Here is a 21065-nt window from a genome sequence, read left to right on the forward strand (position 1 = left end):
GCCATTGGCCGCCTTTTCCTTGTCCAATGTCGAAAGCTTATTCCGCTTCGTTGGCGGAATCGGCGTTGAGCTGACCATATTTTTCCACGCCGATCTTGCCGAGCAGATCGAGCTGGGTTTCGAGGAAGTCGATATGGCCTTCTTCGTCGATCAGCAGGGCTTCAAACAGCTTCATGGAGACGTAGTCTCCGGCCTCGGAACAGATGTCACGCGACTTCTTGTAGGAGGTGCGTGCGTCGTATTCGCCCGCCAGGTCTGCTTCCAGTACTTCCTTGACGTTCTGGCCGATGCGCAGCGGAGCCAGTGTCTGAAGGTTGGGATGGCCTTCGAGGAAGATGATACGATCGATGATCTTGTCGGCGTGCTGCATCTCTTCGATGGATTCAGCGCGCTCCTTCTTTGCGAGCTTGGTGTAGCCCCAGTCGTTCAGCAACCGGTAATGAAGCCAATATTGGTTCACCGCACCGAGTTCGAGAAAAAGGGCCTCGTTAAGCCGCTCGATGACTTTTTTGTCGCCTTTCAATGTCCGCTCTCCTGTTCTCTTCATGGAATCGCTTCAGGCGGGACATAAAATCAAAAACATCGGCCTCAGTCGAGTGGCGACGGGCGTGATATTCTTCGGTGGTCTTGATGATCAGATCGACAACGGTCGGGAAACAGCCGCAGCAGCGACCACGTTTTTCCATGGCGTGATACACTTTCGCCGGAACGATCAGCTGCCAACAGTCCTCGTCGAGGAGTTCGTTGATAACGTCCCGGATATCGTGATCAGTGATGTAATTGCAGCTGCAAACCAGCATGATGGACTGCCTGTATGACGCAACACGTTGTTTTCGTTCTTAAACCAAAACAGGACACCAAATGTCAAGAAAAACCTCTTTTTGAATCGGCGTGGAATTTCTAGACTCATTCTAAACTATACAAAAACTATCGTATTTTCATTGGTTTAGCGTGTGATACTTTCCGGTGTTTCGTGCTCAAGTTTTTGTGCTTGGCAATATTACCAGAGTAGCTATCACGAAAAGTTTACTGATTTAGCTGTCGCCTAAGTGAAGAGCAGCCGATCTCAGGCGAAATATTGCCCGCCATTGGCCGTCATGGTGGAACCGGTGATGAAGCCCGCCTCGTCGGAAACGAGAAACAGGACGCAACGGGCAATTTCTTCCGGTTCGCCCAGCCGGCCGACCGGAATCTGCGGGACGATCCGTTCGGCAAGTACTTTTTCCGGTATCGCTCTCACCATCTCGGTGCCGATATAGCCGGGGCAGATGGCGTTGACGGTGATGTTGCGGCTGGCGCCTTCCTGGGCGAGCGCCTTGGTGAAGCCGATATCGCCTGCTTTGGAGGCGGAATAGTTGGCTTGCCCCGCCTGGCCCTTCTGGCCATTGATGGAGGAAATGTTGACGATGCGGCCAAAGCCGCGATCTCGCATGCCCGGCCAGACCGGATGCGTCATGTTGAAGACGCCGGTGAGATTGGTGTCGATCACTTCGCGCCATTGCTGCGGCGACATCTTGTGAAACATCGCATCGCGGGTGATGCCGGCGTTGTTGACGAGAACCTCGACGGGACCGAAGGTCTCTTCCACCTTTGTAATGCCGTCGACGCAGGCGTCGTAGTCGCGAACGTCCCACTGAAACGCGGGGATGCCGGTTTCTTTCTGGAATGCTTCCGCCCTGTCGGTCGTGAAGGCATAGTTGACGGCCACGCGATAGCCGGCCGCCTGCAGGGTGCGGGCGATTGCAGCACCTATGCCGCTCGTCCCGCCGGAAATCAAAGCAACCCGGCTCATATCGGCCTCCATGACCTGTCAACGAAGCGTCTCAATATGCGAGCGCTCCCAACTATTGCAGAACTTGTTCGTCGTGCTCAACGGCCATAGAAATGCGGCCAATGGGAGGCTGCTTCTACCCTATTGTGCACTGAACCGGAATTGCTTTTTGGCAAGTCGTGCGGCGGTTTTTCAGAGCGCTTCGATGCACATGGCGACACCCATGCCGCCGCCGATGCAGAGTGTTGCGAGACCCTTCGACACGTTACGGCGGCGCATTTCGAAAATCAGCGTATTCAGGACGCGTGCACCGGAAGCGCCGATCGGATGGCCGATGGCAATCGCCCCGCCATTGACGTTGACGATATCGGGATCGAGGCCCAGTTCGCGCACGACCGCGCAGGATTGGGCCGCAAAGGCCTCGTTGGCCTCAACGAGACCAATATCGTTGATAGACCAACCGGCCTTGGCCAGCGCCTTGCGGGAGGCGGGAATGGGGCCGGTGCCCATGATCTGCGGATCGACACCCGCCGTCGCCCAGGAGGCGATACGGGCCAGCGGCCTGATGCCGCGCTTTCCCGCCTCCTGTTCCGACATCAAAAGTGTGGCGGCTGCGCCATCATTCAGACCGGAGGCATTGCCTGCTGTCACCGTGCCTTCCTTGTCGAAGGCGGGGCGAAGCTTTGCCATGGTTTCCAGCGTAGCGCCGGCGCGGATATGTTCGTCGGCATCGATGACGATATCGGCTTTGCGGCCTTTGACCGTGAAGGCGACGATTTCATCGGCGAAACGCCCGGCGTTCTGTGCGGCTTCAGCCTTGTTTTGCGATGCGACAGCGAATTGATCCTGCTCATCACGGGAAAGCTGCCATTGGCGGGCGATATTTTCGGCGGTGATGCCCATGTGGTAGCCATAAAAGGCGTCGGTCAGGCCGTCCTTCAGCATGGTGTCGATCATCTTGAAATCGCCCATCTTCACACCGCCGCGCAAATGTGCGCAGTGAGGCGCCATGGACATGGATTCCTGGCCGCCGGCAATGACAATGTTCGCGTCGCCGGTCACGATCTGCTGCATGCCCAGCGCCACGGCGCGCAGGCCGGATCCGCAGAGCTGATTGAGGCCGAATGCGGTCGCTTCCTGCGGTATGCCGGCTTTCATGGCCGCCTGCCGCGCGGGGTTCTGCCCTTCGCCTGCCGTCAGCACCTGACCGAGAATAACTTCATCGATTTCATTCGCCGCAACACCCGCGCGTTCCAGCACGGCATTGATGACGGTTGCGCCCAGCTCGTGGGCGGGCGTGTTGGCGAAGTGGCCATTGAAGGAACCGACGGCGGTGCGCGCGGCGCTGGCAATCACGATTGAAGGCAGGGTCATCTCTATTCTCCTCACATGCGGGCGGAGACTGGCAAAGCTTTCAATACAAGTCAAATGCCGAAAGTTGCTTTAAAAGATGTTGCTAAATCACTCGGGAATCTTGCGGAAAATTGCTGCGCAAAAAACAAACTGTTGCGATGCACAAAACATTTGTCAGAGGGCTTGTTTTGCGCATACACTTTGCGACGGGAAGAGCAAGAACACCAAAAAACAAGAAAATACCATCATCGCGAGGAGGCGGGCATGGCGAAACACGACGGCGAAACAATCATTAAAAAATACGCCAACCGGCGGCTCTATAATACCGGCACCAGCACTTATGTGACGCTCGACGATCTGGCGCAGATGGTCAAGCGCGGCGAGGACTTCAAGGTTCAGGACGCCAAGTCGTCCGAAGACATCACCCATGCGGTTCTGACGCAGATCATCGTCGAACAGGAAGCCAAAACCGGCAATACGTTGCTGCCGACGGCGTTTCTGCGGCAGTTGATCTCCTATTACGGCGACCAGATGCAGATGGTCGTGCCGACATTTCTCGAACATTCGATGAAGACATTCTCGGATCAGCAGAGTCAGATGCAGGAACATATGGCCAAGGCGTTTGGCGACGGTTCGCTTGCCCGCAATTTTCAGGCGCCGCTGCAAATGATGGAAGAGCAGATCCGCCGCAACACGGAACTGTTCCGACAGGCGATGCAGGGTTTTACGCCTTTCGCAATGCCGCAGGCGCCGAAGGAAACCCGCAAGCCGAATGCGTCCGAAATCGATGAGCTGAAGGCGCAGCTGCGCGCATTGCAGCAAAAACTGGATCAGCTCTGATTCTGCGTCATTCTGGCCGATGCTGGACTTGACCACCGCATCGGCTGCTGCTTCTGGCTTTCAACCTGCCGTTCTTTCCGGCACGCGCAACAGGAGCAGGAAACCTGCCCCCAGAAACAGGATGAGTGTGGCCATGCCGATATGGGCGGAGCCGCTTATAGTGGTTGCTATGGAAAACGACAGCGTCGCCATGAAACTCGTGGCGCGCCCGGAAAGCGCGTAGATGCCGAAATAACGGCCCGCTTCTGCCACGGTGATATTGCGGGCGAGATAAGAGCGCGACGAGGCCTGAACGGGGCCGAAGGCGAGGCCGATCAACACGCCATACAGCAGATAGGCTTTTTCCGCGCCTGTCGCGAAGATGCCGCCATTATCCGCTGTCGATAATTGTATCCAGCCAAACAGGGTCGAGCCCTTTTCCGTGGAGACGATGCCGAGCGTGGCGAGCAGTAGCAACACCAGACTGACAAGGATAGTGATGCGCGATCCGAGTTTCTGATCGACCCGCCCGGCCACAAAACAACCCGCGATGGCGACGATGTTGAGGAGAATGCCGAAGAGGCCGATTTCCATTGTCGCCCAGCCGAACATGCCGGCGGCGAAGGCCCCGCCCAGTATGAGAACGCCATTGACGCCATCCTGATAGAGCATCCGTGCAATCAGGAACCGCAACAGCGCAGGGCGGTAACGAAGCTCGCGGAGCGTGATCTTCAGCTCCCCAAGCCCCGAGCGGATCGCTGCTGCGAAGGGCAGGCCCTTGTCGGCGTCCGGGGTCAACAGAAACATCGGCAGAATGAAGATGAGGTACCAGAGGGCGGCGAGGGGGCCGGTTATTCTGGCGTCCTCACCGGTTGCGGGATCGAGGCCGAAAAGCGGCTTGATACCGGCGATGGTCACCCCGGTTTGTGGATTGGCGGCCAGAAGCGTCACCACGGCAATCAGCACCACCATGCCGCCAAGATAACCGAGCCCCCAGGCGAGATTGGAAATGCGCCCGACATTTTGCGGGTTGGTCAGTCGCGGCATCATGGAGTCGTTGAAGACAATCGAAAATTCCGCCGCGATGGAGGCAAGGATCATACAGAGGATCGGCAGGACAAGCGGTGAGCCCGGCGCTGCAAACCAGAGGAAAAACAGGCTGGCGATCTTGATGACGGCAAAAAAGGCGATCCACGGCTTGCGTGCGCCGGATTGATCAGCGATGGAGCCGAGGATGGGCGAGAAGAGGGCGATGATGATCGAGGAGACCGTCGCCATATTGCTCCATGTCGCTTGCGCCGAAATCGGATCATCGGTGAGACGGGCGACGAAATAAGGCCCGAAAACGAAAGTGGTGACGACGGTGAAAAAAGGCTGTGCCGCCCAGTCGAACATGACCCAGCCCCAGATCCCGCGTTTGGCAACCACTGTTTCCGCGTTTTGGGAGGGGACAGTCATTCATCGTCCTATCGGATAATCGGGAAGGATAGAGTGCGGGATGCCGGTCATCCGCTGCGTTTGTCGCCATCCGGGTCGATAACCCGGATGGCGTTTTTAAGACTGCCGATCAGCGCGCCTGAACGATATCGCCAAGCAGCCCCGCCGCCACGGTCAGGCGGGCAAGGTTGGTATCACCGCTTTCGCTGAGCGCGCCTAGCTCGGAGACGATGCGGTTCACCCGCACGCGGTCGGCGGCATACCAAGCCTGAACCGGATCTTTCTCCTTTGCATATTCCGTCAATGCAGAGATGACGATCCGGCGTCTGGAGGAGGAAATCTGGTCCTGGCTGCGCAGAAGAGCCAGGCTCTCGTAATGATCGGCCGGTGCGATGCGCTGGCTGGCGTCCAGCAGGCGTGCCACACGGAAGGTCGATGAAACGGTGGCATAGCTTTCGGCGGCACGGGCAAGTGTCGTGCCCGCACTTTCGGCGATACGCATGATCTCCGGTACATAGACCAGCAGGGAAAGCGTATCCAGCTCTTCCAGAAGTGCGGAAGGAATGCCGTCGATTTCCGTTACGCCCAGCTCGCGGCGATATTTTGCCGCTGCCGGCGACAGCGTCTTGATGGCGGTTTTCAGCCGCTCGATCTCGGTCGCCATGTCGTCTGTTGCGGCACCTACGCTTCGGGTCTGCAGGTAAAGCCTGCTTGCATCGGAGAAGATGCGGGCGATGGTGGCATAGAGCCCGTTCTGGACTTGCCCCCCGATCTTGCCATCAAGCGCGTCGACCTCACTCCACAGACGTTTGAGGCCGAAACCATCCTCGACGATGACGGCCGCCTTGACGACGTCAGCTGCCAGAAGACCGCTTGCATCGCCAAGTTTCTGCACGAAGCCCGGGCCACCGCGGTTGACCACGGCGTTGGCGAGTGCGGTTGCAACGATTTCACGGTGCAGACGATGCGCCTTGATATCGTCCGCATAGTTCTTCTGCATCTTGGCCGGGAAATAATCGACCAGAAGATGCTGGAGATAAGGCTCATCCGGCAGCGGGCTTGCCACCAGTGCGTCGAACAGCGTCAGCTTGGCATAGGACAGAAGCACACCGATTTCCGGTCGGGTCAGCGGCTTGCCAGAGGCATATCTTTCGCTGAATTCGGCATTGCTGGGCAGGGTTTCGACCTTGCGGTTCAGCTGTCCGGTTGCCTCCAGCGCGCCCATCAGGCGGCCAAGCTCTTCGCGGTTTGCGAGCCCCAGCCGTTCCGTCAGCGAGATCGCCAGCGATTGCAGGTAGTTGTTGCGCAGCACCAGCTGCGCCACTTCCGGCGTCATGGAGGCAAGAAGCTGATTGCGCTTCGGCATCGTCAGGCGACCGCTATTGACGGCGGAGGCGAGCGCAATCTTGATATTGACCTCGACGTCGGAGGAGTTCACGCCGGCCGAGTTGTCGATGGCGTCGGAATTGCAACGCCCGCCAGAAAGCGCATAGGCGATGCGGCCCTTCTGGGTGATGCCCAGATTGGCGCCTTCGCCGATGACCTTGGCGCGCAGTTCGGTGGCGTTGACGCGGATGGGGTCGTTCGCCCTGTCACCCACCTCGGCATTGGTTTCCACCGCCGCCTTGATATAGGTGCCGATGCCGCCGAACCAGAGGAGATCGGTCGGCGCCTTCAGAATGGCGGTCATGATCTCGAAGGGCGTGGCGACTGACTTGTCGATGCCGATGGCAGACACGGCTTCCGGCGTCAGCGTCACCGATTTTTCGGAGCGCGAAATGATCATCGCGCCGGCGGAGAGGGTCGATCGGTCATAATCCTGCCAGCTGGAGCGCGGCAGTTCGAAAAGCCGTTTGCGCTCAGCGAAGGACTTGTCGGTATCGGGGTCCGGATCGATGAAGATATCGCGGTGATCGAAGGCGGCGATCAGCCTGATCTTTTCCGACAGCAACATGCCGTTGCCGAAAACGTCACCGGACATGTCGCCCACACCCGCCACTGTAAAGGGGGTCGTCTGGATGTCGGTATCCATTTCACGGAAATGGCGCTTTACCGTTTCCCAGGCGCCACGCGCGGTGATGCCCATCTTCTTGTGGTCATAACCGGCGGAACCACCCGAGGCAAAGGCGTCGTCCAGCCAGAAGCCGGCATCATGGGCGAGGCCATTCGCCGTATCGGAAAATGTCGCCGTTCCCTTGTCGGCGGCAACGACGAAATAGGGGTCGTCACCGTCGAGCCGCAGCGTATCGGCTGGCGGTATGATGGCGTCATCGACGATATTGTCGGTGATGGAGAGCAGGGTGCGGATATAGGTCTTGTAGGCCTCGCGGCCGGCATTAAAGACCTCATCGCGGGAGCCGCCGGCGGGCAGGTTCTTCGGGAAGAAGCCGCCCTTGGCGCCAACCGGTACGATCACCGCGTTCTTCACCTGCTGCGCCTTGACGAGACCGAGCACTTCTGTGCGGTAATCCTGGCCGCGATCCGACCAGCGCAGACCGCCGCGTGCGACCTTGCCGAAGCGCAGATGCACGCCTTCGACCTCGGTTCCGTAAACGAAGATTTCGCGGAAGGGACGCGGATCGGGCAGACCGTCCAGATGTTTCGGATCGAACTTGAACGCCAGGAGATCACGTGGCGTGCCATCGGCATTTTTCTGGAAGTAGTTGGTGCGCAGCGTCGCGTCGATGGCGTTGACGTAACGCCTCAGCGTGCGGTCCTCATCGAGATTGGGGACGCCACTCAATGCCGCTTCGATCGCCTTGTGTATTTCCGCGAGTTTCTTCAGCCGCTTCTTTTCGTCGACAGACGGGTCGAAGCCAGCCTTGAACAGCGCGAAAATATTGCGGGAAATGGCCGGATATTTGAAGAGCGTTTCGGAAATATGCTCCTGCGAATAAACAATGCCGGTTTGACGAAGGTAGCGTGCATAGGCGCGCAAAACGGAGACTTCGCGCACGGACAGACCGCAGGCGAGGATCAGCCGATTGAAGTTGTCGTTATCAACCTTGGCTGAGAAGGCGGCAAGGAAGGCCTCCTCCAGTTTCGGTCCGTAATGCGGCAGGTCGAGCGTCGTGCCCGCCGCGACGGATAGCTCCATGTCGTGCAGCACGATGTCGCGCTTTCCGTCATCTGAAACGACACCGATATCGAAGGTACGTTCGCTGATGACGTTGAAGCCCAGATTTTCGAGCAGCGGTACGCGGCGCGAAAGCGGCAGGTGGCCGTCGCGGTGGAAAATCTTCAGCGACAGCGTGTCGGCCGACTGGCCTTCCTGCTGGTAGAATTCAATGCGGACCGGCTCACCATTGGCGGCGGCCAGAATGTCCGGCATGTCACCGATCGCTTCTTCAGGCGTAAAGGCTTCCTGATAGGCCTGATCGACTTCCAGCACCGGTGCGCCCGGTTCGGACAGGGTGACGAGGTGGTCTATCCAGCGTGCTGCAATATCGCTGACGGCGTCTTCCAGCCTGTCCTGAGCGATGCGCGGCGTCTTGCCTTCCGTGCGGCCGACGATGAAATGAACGCGGGCAACGGCGCCTTCCGGGAAGGCGGGGTAATAGGCGGAAATATGCCCGTCATAGACCTTGCTCAGATAATCGCCGATCTTCTCGCGGACATAAGAATTGTACTCCTCACGCGGCACGAAGATGATCGCCGAAACGAACCGGTCGAAACGGTCGATACGGGCGAGGACGCGTACACGCGGCCGGTCGCTCAGTTCCATGATCTGCTCGATGAAGCGGATCAGAAGGTCCGTCTCGATCTGGAAGAGATCGTCACGGGGATAGGCTTCCAGCGTGTTCTGCAGGATGCGGCCGGAGTGGCTGTTCGGATCGAAGCCGAAATGCCGCTCGACATCCGCGACTTTGGCGCGCAGCAACGGGATCTGCTTGACCGAACGTGTATAGGCGGTGGCGGTGAAAAGGCCGACGATGCGCAATTCGCCGATGACGTTGCCGTCCTCGTCGAAGCGCTTGATGCCGATGTAATCCATATAGGCACGGCGGTGCACGATGGACTTCACATTGGCCTTGGTGACGATGAGGAAATCCGGACCATCAAGGAAGGCAAGGATTTCAGGCGTCGTCGTCACGGCATTCTTGCCGAGGCGCAGCACGCGCACATCCGGATCGCTCAGGCTGCCCAGGCCGACGCCATCACCGCGTTCGATCTTGGCGTTCTTCCCCTTGCCGGAATAGGTGTAATCCCGCATGCCGAGGAAGGTGAAATTGTCGTTGCGAAGCCAGTTGAGGAATTCAACTGCTTCCGTACGCTCGGTCTTGCGCCGCGAGGAGCCGCGCTTCGACAATTCGTCCAGCGCCTCGTCAAGCTTCGCGAGCATGGGCCGCCAGTCACGATAGGCGGATTGCACCTGTGTGAGGACAAAGCGCAGCCGTTCTTCCAGCGTTGCGGCGGCCTGCTGTGTCAGTGGCGCAATATGCAACTGGATGAGGCTGATATTGTCAGCGGGATCATCCTCGGGTTCCGCAAGGCGGTAACCTGCCTGCGCGTCGTCATCGCGCACGAGGATGGGATGCACCGCAAGGTAAAGGCCGCGATAGGTGCTGGTGACCTCGCCCATGACTGAATCATAAAGGAAAGGCATGTTGCGGCCGATAATGGTCAGGACCGTTACCGGAATCTCACGCGGCGAAACACCTTCTACCTGAGTGATGCTGATGTGGGGCGTCTCTCCGGACCAATGCGACAGCGCCTGGAAACTGTGAGCCGCGCTCGCCGCCAGCATCTCGGCGGAATAATATTCTATATCGTCGGCACTTGCCCTTCCATAAAGAATACCTGGATCAAGAAATTGGACATTTTCGGCAATTGCCTGCTGGCGCGCTTTTTCGATCTGTTTTTCGCGTTTTGGATTATTTCTGTAGCCCATTTGACGTGGATTCCTCCAAAAATCACACTTTAATATAAAAAAGCACCGTCAATTTACGGATTTTGCCTTTTCAGTCGAATCGGATATTGGCGTGGAATTACGAAGAGTTTAAGAGGCTTTCGTATTTCTTTGGTCGGTAAGTGAAATTTTTTTGCTTCTTTTGCCATGAGGGTCTGTCGCGAAGCATTTGACAGTATTTTAGCGGCTAATTTTTAGGCGGTTATTGAGCCGCCATGTGATGTTGCGGCCACGGTCGAAGCAAATTATTGATTTGCGCCTATTTTTGTGGTACACCAACGACACTGATCCACAGCGTGGCATTTGTGTGCCCAAAAACACCACGAAAGCAACACCTCTTTTGCACGCGGTTTCCGTGACATATCGAGCGTTTACGTTATCGAACCCCGCAAGACGGGAAGGTGTTTTTTTGCGTGCACGGCTGGACCAGTGCGGAGTCACCTGACGGTTCCCCCGTCTCATCAGGGCCTGACCGACCCAACCCCGGCATTGCCGGGTATGTAACAGGGAGTTTTTAGAACGAATGACGACCCAGCAGAAGAAATCTCCAGCACATCACGGTTTCAAGACCGGTGAAGCGATTGTGTATCCCGCTCATGGTGTCGGTACCATTTCTGCAATCGAGGAACAAGAAGTCGCCGGCATGAAGCTTGAGCTTTTTGTCATCGATTTCGAAAAAGACAAGATGCGTCTTAAAGTTCCCGTCGCCAAGGCTGTCAGCATCGGCATGCGCAAGCTTTCCGAAGGCGATTTTGTCGAGCGGGCGCTGAAAGTGGTGCAGGGCAAGGCACGTGTGAAGCGTACCATGTGGTCGCGCCGCGCCCAGGAATATGATGCGAAAATCAATTCCGGCGATCTTATCGCGATCGCGGAAGTGGTACGCGATCTTTACCGTGCCGAAAATCAGCCGGAGCAGTCCTATTCCGAGCGTCAGCTTTATGAAGCTGCTCTCGATCGCATGGCGCGCGAAATTGCCGCCGTCAACAAGATGTCCGAAACCGAGGCTGTTCGCCTGGTGGAAGTCAACCTTGCCAAAGGCCCCAAGCGTGGCAAGGCTGTTGAAGAGGACGATTCTCAGGACGAAGCCGCTTAATATCAGGCTTTCTCCTTTCTAAAAAAACCCGCCAGAATGGCGGGTTTTTTGTTGCCTGATTGCAGGATGCGTCTCACAGGATGCGAATTTTCGTACCCTTGCGCATATGCGGCAGAATGCGCCGCATATCTCTGGGGTGCAGGGCGACGCAGCCAGCGGTCGGCTCATATCCCGGGCGGATCAAATGCATGAAGATCGCCGAGCCGCGGTTGCGACTTCTCGAGGTGATGTTCCAGTCAAGCACCAGGCAAACGTCGTAGAGACCGTCCTTGCGCATCATTTCCTCATGGCTTGGCGAAAACGGCGCGTTGACCAGCCTGTTGTAATTGGCGTTACGGGGGTCATCACACCACAGCATGGACCTGCGCGTCTGCTGCATCGGCAATGTTGTGGTGATGCCGGTATTGCGGTCGCCGCGATAAAATCCGTACAGCAGGCGGGTAAGGGAAATGGGTGATTTGCCGTCTCCCTCGCGTTTGATCGCGGTGCGGCCATTGCGTCCGATTGCGGCGGGAAAGGTAAGGTGCCCTAGCTGGACGATGGCACGGCTGATTTTTGACGGAGCCGGCCGAACCATGAGCGTTGATGCGCGTTTACGTTGTCTTGGTGAGGGTTTGCTCATGTTTTTCACGAGATTTTGCTTTGCAGGTTATTTAACGTGAAGTCATAGCACTTCGTTATATCATGGCAATGGGTTGACCTTTTACCGGCAAACCGCTGAATTGGCTGATAATTAGAGCGCCGCGCATTATTATCGATGCACAGCGAACGCTCTAACTCTTTTAAACTAGGCATCGTGCTTCCCTAAAATCGAGCCCGATTTTTTGAGCCGAGGCGCTAAAGTAGAAAGGCTGAGAATCCGAATGACGGCTCGCACTATCCTTCTGGTGGACGATGACGACGATCTTCGGGAGACGCTGACCGAGCAATTGTCTCCCTATGAGGAATTCTCACTGTTGAGCGGTGCAAATGCCGCGCAGGCGATGCAGACCGCCAAGACCGCCCAGGTTGATCTCCTCATCATGGATGTCGGCCTTCCGGACATGGACGGCCGAGAAGCCGTGAAGCTGTTGCGCAAGGGCGGCTTCAAAGCGCCGATCATCATGCTGACCGGCCATGACACCGATTCCGACACGATCCTCGGGCTTGAAGCGGGCGCCAATGATTATGTGACGAAGCCGTTCCGCTTCGCGGTGCTTCTGGCGCGCATCCGGGCGCAGCTGCGTCAATATGAACAGAGTGAGGATGCGGTTTTCACCGTTGGCCCCTATCAGTTCAAGCCCAGCCAGAAGCTGCTAACGACCGAAGACGGCAAGAAAATCCGGTTGACGGAAAAGGAAGCGGCGATCATCCGTTATCTCTACCGCGCCGGCAGCGCCGTGGTTACCCGCGACGTTCTGCTGGAAGAGGTCTGGGGTTATAATTCCGGTGTAACGACGCACACGCTCGAAACGCATGTGTATCGTCTGCGTCAGAAGATCGAGCGGGATCCTTCCAATGCCGAGATTCTGGTCACCGAGAATGGTGGCTACAAGATCGTTCCCTGAACAGGGATCTGATGGCTAAGAGCCTGCCGGGTGCATCTGAAAAATCGCACGGCGCTCTAACGTCTTGTATTTTGAAGGCCGATATTGGAAAACCGCTATAGTGATGCAGGCGGTTTTCCGGAGTAAAGAACGACATGGCCTTGACGGATGATATCATGCTGCTGGGGCAAGTGCCGTTGTTTGCGGGGTTCAGCGACGACCAGTTGCGGCTCATCGCCTTCGGTGCGGAACGCCGTCGGGTATCGGCGGGCCAGACATTGTTCCGGGAGCATTCGCCGGCGGAATGCGCCTTCGCGGTGACATCAGGCCATTTCGAGCTCTTTACGGCGGGGCGGGATGGAAAACCCGAACTGCAGGCGACACCCGGAAAGGGAGCGCTGCTTTCGGAACTTGCCCTTTTCACCCTCTGCGAAAGGAAATTCACCGCCGTTGCGGCGGAGGATTCCGAAGTCATCCGGATAACGCGCATCCTCTTTCACCGGCTGGTGGAGGAGTTTCCGGAAGTTGCCGATATCGTGTCGGCACGCATCCGTGACAATATCGCCGCGCTCGCGGCGGGTGCGGCCCGTTTACAGAACCGCTTCGTTTGAGGCTGCCTGGAAAACGCTGCTTCAGAACCGGAAATGGGCTGTAACCGGAACGTGGTCCGATGGCCGGTTCCAGCCGCGCGCCTCCTGCAATATGTCGATTTTTTCCAGCGAAGCGCCGAGATCCTGCGACGACCAGATATGGTCGAGACGCCGGCCACGATTGGCCGCCTCCCAATCCTTGGCGCGGTAGCTCCACCACGTATAGATCTTTTCCGTCTCCGGCACGTTCAGGCGCATCAGATCAAGCCAGTTGCCCTGCTTCATGATATCAAGCATGCCGTCGGTTTCGACAGGCGTGTGGCTGACGATCTTCAGAAGTTGTTTGTGTGACCAGACATCGTTTTCAAACGGCGCGATGTTGAGATCGCCGACAAGGATGGACGAAGTGCCGGGTACGCCATCGGCGCGCAGCGCCTTCATTTCCTCAATGAAATCGAGTTTGTGGCCGAATTTCGGATTGATCGACCGATCCGGCTCGTCGCCACCGGCTGGAACGTAGAAATTATGCAGCCGCACGCGGCGAGATCCGACCTGAAAAATCGCGGAGATGTGACGCGCATCGCCAATACCGCAATAGTCCTGTCGGTGATCTTCGGTCAGCGGAATTTTCGAGGCGATCGCCACACCATGATAGCCCTTCTGGCCGTGGATGATGACGTGCTCGTAACCCAGTGCCTTCAGCGGTTTCATCGGAAACTCGCCATTCGGGCATTTCGTTTCCTGCAGACATAGAATGTCGGGTTTGTAACGCACCAGAAACTGCTCAACGATCGGCATTCTCAGCCTGACAGAGTTGATGTTCCAGGTGGTTATCGAAAACGACATGCATGTGCTCCGCGTTTGCTGCCCCGAACTCCGTTGTTTCGAGACATGTTTCCGGGGCGCAGGCTTATAACATCGCGATGAAAACGGGAATGTATTTTAGCGGCAAAATGAAAAAGGCGACCGCAAGGCCGCCTTCGAACCGTTTTTCAAAAAGAGAGGGTGCTCAGCCGCGCTTGCGCACTTCCTCATAGTTGATGCTGAAGACGCGCTCATCGAGGTTCACGCCCGTCTGCACGTTGAAGATCATGACGGTGGTATCCTTGTTCTGCGCGTCGGTCGTGGTCCATTGCCGCAGATCGAAGGTTTTCGGGTCGAACATCAGGGTGATGGTGGAATCGCCGAAGATGCTCTTGTCGCCCAAAACGATGGTGGTCAGGTCCGATTCTTCCTTCACGTTCCGGACCTTCTGGTTACCGAGATCGATCTTGTCGGACAGAAGCAGGCTGAGAGGGGTCTTGGACAGCGGATAAAGATCCCAGGTCTTCAGCTTCATGTTGCCGATAACGACATTCTTGCCATCGGCGATGACCCGCATGGGCGAGGGGTCTTCATAATTGAAGCGAAGCTTGCCCGGCCGTTCGATGTAAAATTTGCCGCCGGTCTGTTCGCCGCGCGGGCCAAACTGCACAAATTCGCCCATCATGGTTTTGACCGACGAGAAGTGATTGGCGATTTTCTGCGCGGTTGCGCCATTGCCGGCTGCCTGGGCAAAAGCGTCAAGCGGCGACAGGCCCGCCATGACCGCGGCCATGGAAAATGCCGTCAGCACGCCACGCCGCGTCATCCCGTTTTCAGGTGCGCTTGCAGTGGCCGTTTCGCCGGTGGTGAGGTCGTTCATTCTGTTCTCCTTCATCGCAGCGATTGTCCGCATAAAAGGCGGCGGCTTCATGACGTTGGAAGCGTGTAATAACGCTTCTTGGCCCCGCTTGGTTGCCCGACGCGTCGGGCCTTTGCTTTATGCATGTCGTTATCCCGAAACCGCCAAGCACTTTCGGGCGACATGCCATTACCGCTCGATGATGTCTGCTTCCGTTGGCACGAGGATTTCGCGTTTTCCGGCATGATTGGCGGGGCCGATGATGCCCTCCTGCTCCATGCGCTCGATCAGCGAGGCGGCGCGGTTATATCCGATCCCGAGACGCCGCTGGACGTAGGAGGTGGAAGCCTTGCCGTCCCTCAGCACGACAGCCACGGCCTGGTCATAGGGGTCTTCGGAATCGGAGAAGTTACCGGTGCCGGCCGGGCCGCCGCCAGCGCCATCCTCGTCGTCTTCCTCGGTGATCGCCTCCAGATATTCCGGCGAGCCTTGTGTCTTCAGATAGGCGACGATTTCCTCCACCTCGTTGTCGGAGACGAAGGGGCCGTGTACGCGCTGGATACGTCCGCCGCCCGCCATATAGAGCATGTCGCCCATGCCGAGCAGCTGTTCGGCGCCCTGCTCTCCAAGAATGGTGCGGCTGTCGATCTTCGATGTCACCTGGAAGGAGATACGGGTGGGGAAGTTGGCCTTGATGGTGCCGGTGATAACATCGACGGACGGACGCTGGGTGGCCATGATGACATGGATGCCCGCGGCGCGGGCCATCTGCGCCAGGCGCTGCACCGCGCCTTCGATGTCTTTGCCGGCCACCATCATCAGGTCGGCCATTTCGTCGATGATGACGACGATATAGGGCAGGGGCTTCAGATCGAATTCTTCCGTTTCGTACATCGCTTCGCCGGTCTGGCGGTCGAAGCCGGTCTGTACCGTGCGGGTGAGGATTTCGCCCTTGTCGAGCGCCTGCTGCACGCGGCTGTTGAAGCCGTCGATATTGCGCACGCCGATCTTCGACATCTTCTTGTAGCGTTCCTCCATCTCGCGCACCGTCCATTTCAGGGCCACGACGGCCTTTTTCGGATCGGTGACGACAGGAGAGAGCAGATGCGGAATGCCGTCATAGATCGACAGTTCGAGCATTTTCGGGTCGATCATGATCAGGCGGCACTGTTCCGGCGACATGCGGTAAAGCAGTGACAGGATCATGGTGTTGATGGCGACCGACTTGCCCGAACCGGTGGTGCCGGCGACGAGAAGATGCGGCATCTTGGCGAGATCGGCGATGACGGGTTCGCCACCGATTGTCTTGCCGAGCGCCATTGCAAGCTTGGCCTTGCTGTTTTCGAAATCGCGGCTGCCAATCAGTTCGCGCAGGAACACGGTTTCGCGCGTCTGGTTCGGCAGTTCGATGCCGATGGCGTTGCGGCCAGGAACAACCGCGACACGGGCGGCAATCGCGCTCATGGAGCGGGCAATGTCATCTGCAAGGCCGATGACACGCGAGGATTTGATGCCGGGTGCCGGCTCCAGTTCATAGAGCGTGACGACGGGGCCGGGGCGGACATGAATGATCTCACCCTTGACGCCGAAATCCTCAAGGACGCCTTCCAGAAGGCGGGCATTCTGCTCAAGCACTTCTTCGCTCAGCATATTGTCGCGCACGACATTCTTTGGTTCCGCCAGGAGATGAACTGTGGGCAACTGGAAGCCGTCTGCCGCGATAAACGAGGCCTGCGCTTCCCTTGCCACACGTTCACTAGGTTTGGGGCGTGCGGAAGCAGCGGTTATTCTGGGCTGCCCGCGTCCCGGTGCCTGTCTGGGGGTGAATTTCTGATCGGCCTCGTCGGCATTGTCGTCCGAGAGGATGCCGCTCGGCAGACGGTGTCCGTCCGCATCGAAAGACGGTTCGTCGTCCATGTCGCCATCATGATCGAGCGCGATGGAGGGAGGCGACATCTGTCGGCGCGATGCGGCACGTTCCTCGAAAGACGGTTCGGCGCGCTGGTCGAGGCGGTTGATCGCGGTCTTCAGGCGGGAGGGTTCGTTCAGGGTGCCGAATTCATATTCGTTGAAATCGTAAGGATGTTCGAATTCATCGTGCAGGGACTTCGACTTCAGGCCGAACAGGCGGCGAAAGCGCGCCTGGGTGGTGTACCAGTAATGCGTAAGCGCGCCGAAGGCGAGAATGTTGGCGAAGAAACCCTCACCGTCGTCTTCGTCATCCTCTTCGACCTCACGCGCGGCGCGAGCCTTGCTTGCAACCGGCGCCGGTTCTTCCCGCTCGAGTTCATCATCCACGCCGCCGACAACGCCTGCGGCAAACAGCATCAGCCAGGCGGCGGGCACTGCGAATATGGCGCCCAGCACGGTGGCAATGGTGCCGGTTGGGTAAGCGCCGATGAAAAGGGCGGGAAAGCGGAGAATCATGTCACCGATGACACCGCCGATGCCGTTTGGCAGCGGCCAGGTGACGGGGGCGGGAAAACAGCCGAGCGAGGCGGCGCAGACGATGGTGCCTGCAACCCAGGCAACGAGGCGGGCGGGTATCCGGCTGAATTTGCGGCCGGCGATCAGGGTGATTGCCCAGGCGATGACCGGCAGAAGGGAAATGATTGCGGAAAGCCCGAGGAACTGCATGACGATATCGGCGAAGATGGCGCCGCCGTAACCCAGGAGATTGGTGGGCTGGTTCCCCGTGGCATAGGACAGGCTTGGATCGGCGACATTCCATGTGGCGAGAGCGGCAATGCCGAGCGCGATCGTCGCAAGCAGGGCAAAACCGGCCAGAGCCATGATCTGACGTACGAAAAACGCCGTCAGCACGAAGCGCGTGTGGCGACCATCGAATGTCGGAGATTGCATTCTGCCCATGTCCCTGAACCCGTCGTTTTTGTGGTTTCGGCAAGATCCGGCAGTTGACCTGATCCCGGATTGACAGGGAAAACTAACCGCTTGCTGGTTAATGTCGTGTTAACCATGCGGTTTTTGATATCGCTTTCGGATTTACGGCAAAGAAAAAGGCCCGTCGAAACGGGCCTTTCTTTTGGGAAAGGGGATGGAGAACCCCTTTTCCCGATATCAGGAGTGGTAAGCGGCTTCGCCGTGGGTCGCGAGGTCGAGACCTTCGCGTTCGGCTTCGACCGGAACCCGCAGACCGACGATCACGTCGACGATCTTGTAGAGGATCGCCGAGACGATGGCGCACCAGACGATGGTGATGGCGACGGCGACGAACTGCGTCCAGAGCTGCGAGGCGATGGAGAAGTCTTCCTTGCCCGTGCCGCCGAGCAGCGGCGAGGTGAAGATGCCGGTGCCGAGAGCGCCGATGATGCCGCCAATGCCGTGGACGCCGAAGACGTCGGCCGTGTCGTCATAACCGAACTTGTTCTTCACCACGGAGACGAAGAAGTAGCAGATCGGCGAGACGATGAAGCCGAGAACGATCGCGCCCATCGGGCCGACGGAGCCGGCGGCGGGGGTGACGGCGACGAGGCCGGCGATCATGCCCGAAGCGGCGCCCAGCATGGAAGCCTTGCCGCGGGTGAAGCTTTCAACCAGCGACCAGGAAACGATGGCGGCTGCCGTTGCGAGGAAGGTGTTCATGGTTGCGAGAACCGCACCGCCCGATGCTTCGAGGTTGGAGCCGGCGTTGAAGCCGAACCAGCCGAACCACAGCATGGCCGCGCCGACGAGCGTCAGCGTCATGGAGTGGGGAGCCATCATGTCTTTGCCGAAGCCGGTACGCTTGCCGACCATGATCGCGCCGATCAGGCCTGCGACGCCGGCATTGATGTGAACGACCGTGCCGCCGGCGAAGTCGAGAGCGCCCATGCCGAAGATCAGGCCGTTTGCGTCCCAGACCATGTGTGCGATCGGGAAGTAGACGAAGGTGGCCCACAGGATGGTGAAGAGGATGACGGCGGAGAATTTGACGCGTTCCGCAAACGCACCAACGATCAGCGCCGGTGTGATGGCCGCAAAGGTCATCTGGAAGGCAATGAAGGTATATTCGTAGATCACCACGCCTTCGGAGAAGGTTGCCGAGGTGCTGTCAAGCGAAACACCCGACAGGAACAACTTGCCGAAGCCGCCGAAATAGGGGCCGGTGCCGCCGCCGAAGGCGAAGGAATAACCGTAGATCACCCAGACGAGCATCATGACCGCGCCGACGACCGTGCACTGCATGAGAACGGAGAGCATATTCTTGGTGCGGACGAGGCCGCCGTAAAACAGGGCGAGGCCCGGAATGATCATGAACAGCACGAGGATCGTCGCGACATACATGAAGGCTGTGTCGGCTTTTTCAGGAACGGGTGCCGCTGCTGCTGCCGGCGCAGCATCCTGGGCAAAGGCGATGGCCGGGGCCATCAGGGCTGCCGCACCGGCGCCCAGTTTGCCGAGTGTTGAAAACTTGTTGAATTGCATAGCGAGAAAACTCCCCTGTCAGCCGTGCTTCAAAGCGCTTCTGTGTTGGTTTCGCCGGTACGGATGCGCACGGCCTGTTCGATAGAGTAGACAAAGATCTTGCCGTCACCGATCTGCCCGGTCTTTGCCGCAGATGCGATCGCCTCGACAGCCTTGTCGACGACGTCGGATGCGACCGCGATCTCGATCTTCAGCTTGGGAAGGAAGCTCACCGCATATTCCGTGCCGCGATAAATCTCGGTATGCCCCTTCTGGCGTCCGTAACCCTTCACTTCGGTCACGGTCAGGCCCTGGATGCCGACGCCGGTGAGCGCTTCGCGCACCTCATCCAGCTTGAACGGCTTGATAATGGCCATCACAATTTTCATCTGGTTTCCCATCCTTTGTTTGTCCTCGGCACGGAGCCGACTCTCCTTGCCGCTGGCAGATCAGTAACAGCGACTGCGGACATACATTCAAAGGGCGTGCCAGTTTTGGATGGCGCGTCTAACGTATTGAAATATAAAATTTATATGACGGACGTCTGAAAAACGGGCACGAAGACGCACAATTTTCGTCTATTAAATGTGCGGTTTTTGAAAAAAGCGCATTATTTAATCAATTGCCCTTTTGCGGATCAGGCCTTCCTGCGCGACGGAGGCGACCAGTTCACCCTGTCTGGTGAAAATATTGCCACGGGTCAGGCCGCGGGCGCCTGAGGCGCTGGGGCTGTCCTGCGTATAGAGCAGCCAGTCGTCCAGCCGGCAGGGCCGGTGGAACCACATTGCATGATCGAGGCTTGCCACCTGAATGGACGGATCGAAGATCGTCGTGCCGTGGGCATAGAGCGAGGTGTCGAGCAGTGTCATATCCGAGAGATAGGCGAGAATGGCCGATTGCAGACGCGGATTGTCAGGCACGTCACCGACGGCGCGGACCCAGATGTCCTGCTGCGGTTCCAGCTTTTCCTTCGAAATATAATGGGTCAGCGAAACCGGACGTATCTCGATCGGCCGCTTGTTGCTCCAGTAGTTCCGGATCGAAGCCGGCGCCTTGGCCAGAAAGGCTGCCTGCATCTGCTCCTCGCTCATCAGTTTTTCAGGCGGCGTCACATCAGGCATTTTTATCTGATGGTTAAAACCGTCCTCGAAGATCTGAAACGACGCGGACATGGAAAAAATCGCCTTGCCATGCTGGATGGCGACCACACGGCGGGTGCAGAAGCTTGCGCCGTCGCGGATACGCTCCACCTGGTAGACGATAGGCACCAGCGGGTCGCCGGGGCGCATGAAATAGGAATGCAGCGAATGCACCTGGCGGTTATCATCCACCGTCCTTTGCGCCGCAATCAGGGCCTGCGCGATGACCTGGCCGCCGAAAACCCGCTGCCAGCCGATTTGCGGGCTTTCGCCGCGAAACAGGTTCTCTTCCAGCTTCTCGAGATCGAGCGTGGCAATGAGATTGGCCATCGGGTCTGACGTTTGCGAGGGATGCGACATT

General features: G+C 58.0%; 17 protein-coding genes. 4 read left to right on the forward strand and 13 right to left on the reverse strand.

Annotated features, from left to right (window positions below; translation table 11 throughout):
• Window positions 1-37: 37 nt before the first annotated feature.
• The 4 genes from bfr to ACQZ5F_RS22835 all read right to left on the reverse strand — a co-directional run bounded on the left by bfr (window position 38) and on the right by ACQZ5F_RS22835 (window position 3145).
• Window positions 38-523 carry a bacterioferritin gene (gene bfr, locus ACQZ5F_RS22820; RefSeq protein ID WP_046799648.1) on the reverse strand — a complete coding sequence of 162 codons (486 nt, stop codon included), beginning with the start codon at window positions 521-523 and terminating at the stop codon, window positions 38-40.
• Window positions 489-800 carry a (2Fe-2S)-binding protein gene (locus ACQZ5F_RS22825; RefSeq protein WP_080600126.1) on the reverse strand — a complete coding sequence of 104 codons (312 nt, stop codon included), beginning with the start codon at window positions 798-800 and terminating at the stop codon, window positions 489-491. Before ACQZ5F_RS22825 ends, bfr begins: the two co-directional genes overlap by 35 nt.
• A gap of 266 nt (window positions 801-1066) precedes the next feature.
• A complete protein-coding gene (gene phbB / locus ACQZ5F_RS22830; RefSeq protein ID WP_225338222.1) occupies window positions 1067-1792 on the reverse strand; it encodes an acetoacetyl-CoA reductase in 726 nt (241 codons plus the stop codon).
• Window positions 1793-1963: 171 nt separating this feature from the next.
• Window positions 1964-3145: an acetyl-CoA C-acetyltransferase gene (locus ACQZ5F_RS22835; RefSeq protein ID WP_225338223.1), complete on the reverse strand. Its 1182-nt coding sequence runs from the start codon at window positions 3143-3145 to the stop codon at window positions 1964-1966.
• Between the two features lie 243 nt (window positions 3146-3388).
• On the opposite strand from ACQZ5F_RS22835, the gene phaR reads away from it, so the two are divergent.
• Window positions 3389-3964 carry a polyhydroxyalkanoate synthesis repressor PhaR gene (phaR, locus tag ACQZ5F_RS22840; RefSeq protein ID WP_003520279.1) on the forward strand — a complete coding sequence of 192 codons (576 nt, stop codon included), beginning with the start codon at window positions 3389-3391 and terminating at the stop codon, window positions 3962-3964.
• Window positions 3965-4024: 60 nt separating this feature from the next.
• Here the strand turns inward: phaR and ACQZ5F_RS22845 are convergent, their stop codons facing one another.
• Complete coding sequence (locus tag ACQZ5F_RS22845; RefSeq protein WP_225338224.1) at window positions 4025-5401, reverse strand: MFS transporter; 1377 nt, start codon at window positions 5399-5401, stop codon at window positions 4025-4027.
• Between the two features lie 109 nt (window positions 5402-5510).
• The gene (locus tag ACQZ5F_RS22850; RefSeq protein ID WP_046799643.1) at window positions 5511-10271 is read right to left on the reverse strand and encodes an NAD-glutamate dehydrogenase; all 4761 of its coding nucleotides are present in this window, start codon (window positions 10269-10271) and stop codon (window positions 5511-5513) included.
• 541 nt (window positions 10272-10812) lie between these two features.
• Between ACQZ5F_RS22850 and ACQZ5F_RS22855 the strand changes: the two genes are divergently transcribed.
• The gene (locus ACQZ5F_RS22855; RefSeq protein ID WP_004444078.1) at window positions 10813-11382 is read left to right on the forward strand and encodes a CarD family transcriptional regulator; all 570 of its coding nucleotides are present in this window, start codon (window positions 10813-10815) and stop codon (window positions 11380-11382) included.
• A gap of 73 nt (window positions 11383-11455) precedes the next feature.
• On the opposite strand, the gene ACQZ5F_RS22860 is transcribed toward ACQZ5F_RS22855, so the two are convergent.
• A complete protein-coding gene (locus ACQZ5F_RS22860) occupies window positions 11456-11959 on the reverse strand; it encodes a L,D-transpeptidase family protein (RefSeq protein ID WP_225338225.1) in 504 nt (167 codons plus the stop codon).
• 286 nt (window positions 11960-12245) lie between these two features.
• Here ACQZ5F_RS22860 and ACQZ5F_RS22865 point away from each other — a divergent pair, with 286 nt between their 5' ends.
• Both ACQZ5F_RS22865 and ACQZ5F_RS22870 read left to right on the forward strand, forming a co-directional pair.
• On the forward strand, window positions 12246-12929 hold the full coding sequence (locus tag ACQZ5F_RS22865; protein ID WP_003492637.1) for a response regulator transcription factor: 684 nt from the start codon (window positions 12246-12248) through the stop codon (window positions 12927-12929).
• 134 nt (window positions 12930-13063) lie between these two features.
• A complete protein-coding gene (locus ACQZ5F_RS22870) occupies window positions 13064-13519 on the forward strand; it encodes a cyclic nucleotide-binding domain-containing protein (RefSeq protein WP_046799641.1) in 456 nt (151 codons plus the stop codon).
• Window positions 13520-13540: 21 nt separating this feature from the next.
• On the opposite strand, the gene ACQZ5F_RS22875 is transcribed toward ACQZ5F_RS22870, so the two are convergent.
• The 6 genes from ACQZ5F_RS22875 to tesB form a co-directional block, all read right to left on the reverse strand.
• Window positions 13541-14344, reverse strand: coding sequence for an exodeoxyribonuclease III (locus tag ACQZ5F_RS22875; protein WP_052818693.1), 804 nt, complete (start codon window positions 14342-14344; stop codon window positions 13541-13543).
• Between the two features lie 163 nt (window positions 14345-14507).
• Window positions 14508-15233, reverse strand: coding sequence for an outer membrane lipoprotein carrier protein LolA (locus ACQZ5F_RS22880; RefSeq protein ID WP_046799639.1), 726 nt, complete (start codon window positions 15231-15233; stop codon window positions 14508-14510).
• 117 nt (window positions 15234-15350) lie between these two features.
• Window positions 15351-18023: a DNA translocase FtsK gene (locus ACQZ5F_RS22885; protein WP_225338226.1), complete on the reverse strand. Its 2673-nt coding sequence runs from the start codon at window positions 18021-18023 to the stop codon at window positions 15351-15353.
• 216 nt (window positions 18024-18239) lie between these two features.
• Complete coding sequence (locus ACQZ5F_RS22890) at window positions 18240-19586, reverse strand: ammonium transporter (protein ID WP_225338227.1); 1347 nt, start codon at window positions 19584-19586, stop codon at window positions 18240-18242.
• 29 nt (window positions 19587-19615) lie between these two features.
• Window positions 19616-19966, reverse strand: a complete 351-nt coding sequence (locus ACQZ5F_RS22895) for a P-II family nitrogen regulator (protein WP_019565993.1) — start codon at window positions 19964-19966, stop codon at window positions 19616-19618.
• A 213-nt stretch (window positions 19967-20179) separates the two neighbouring features.
• Window positions 20180-21064, reverse strand: a complete 885-nt coding sequence (tesB, locus tag ACQZ5F_RS22900; RefSeq protein WP_046799637.1) for an acyl-CoA thioesterase II — start codon at window positions 21062-21064, stop codon at window positions 20180-20182.
• Between the last annotated feature and the right edge of the window lies 1 nt (window position 21065).

The organism is Agrobacterium sp. 22-210-1 (assembly GCF_053522525.1).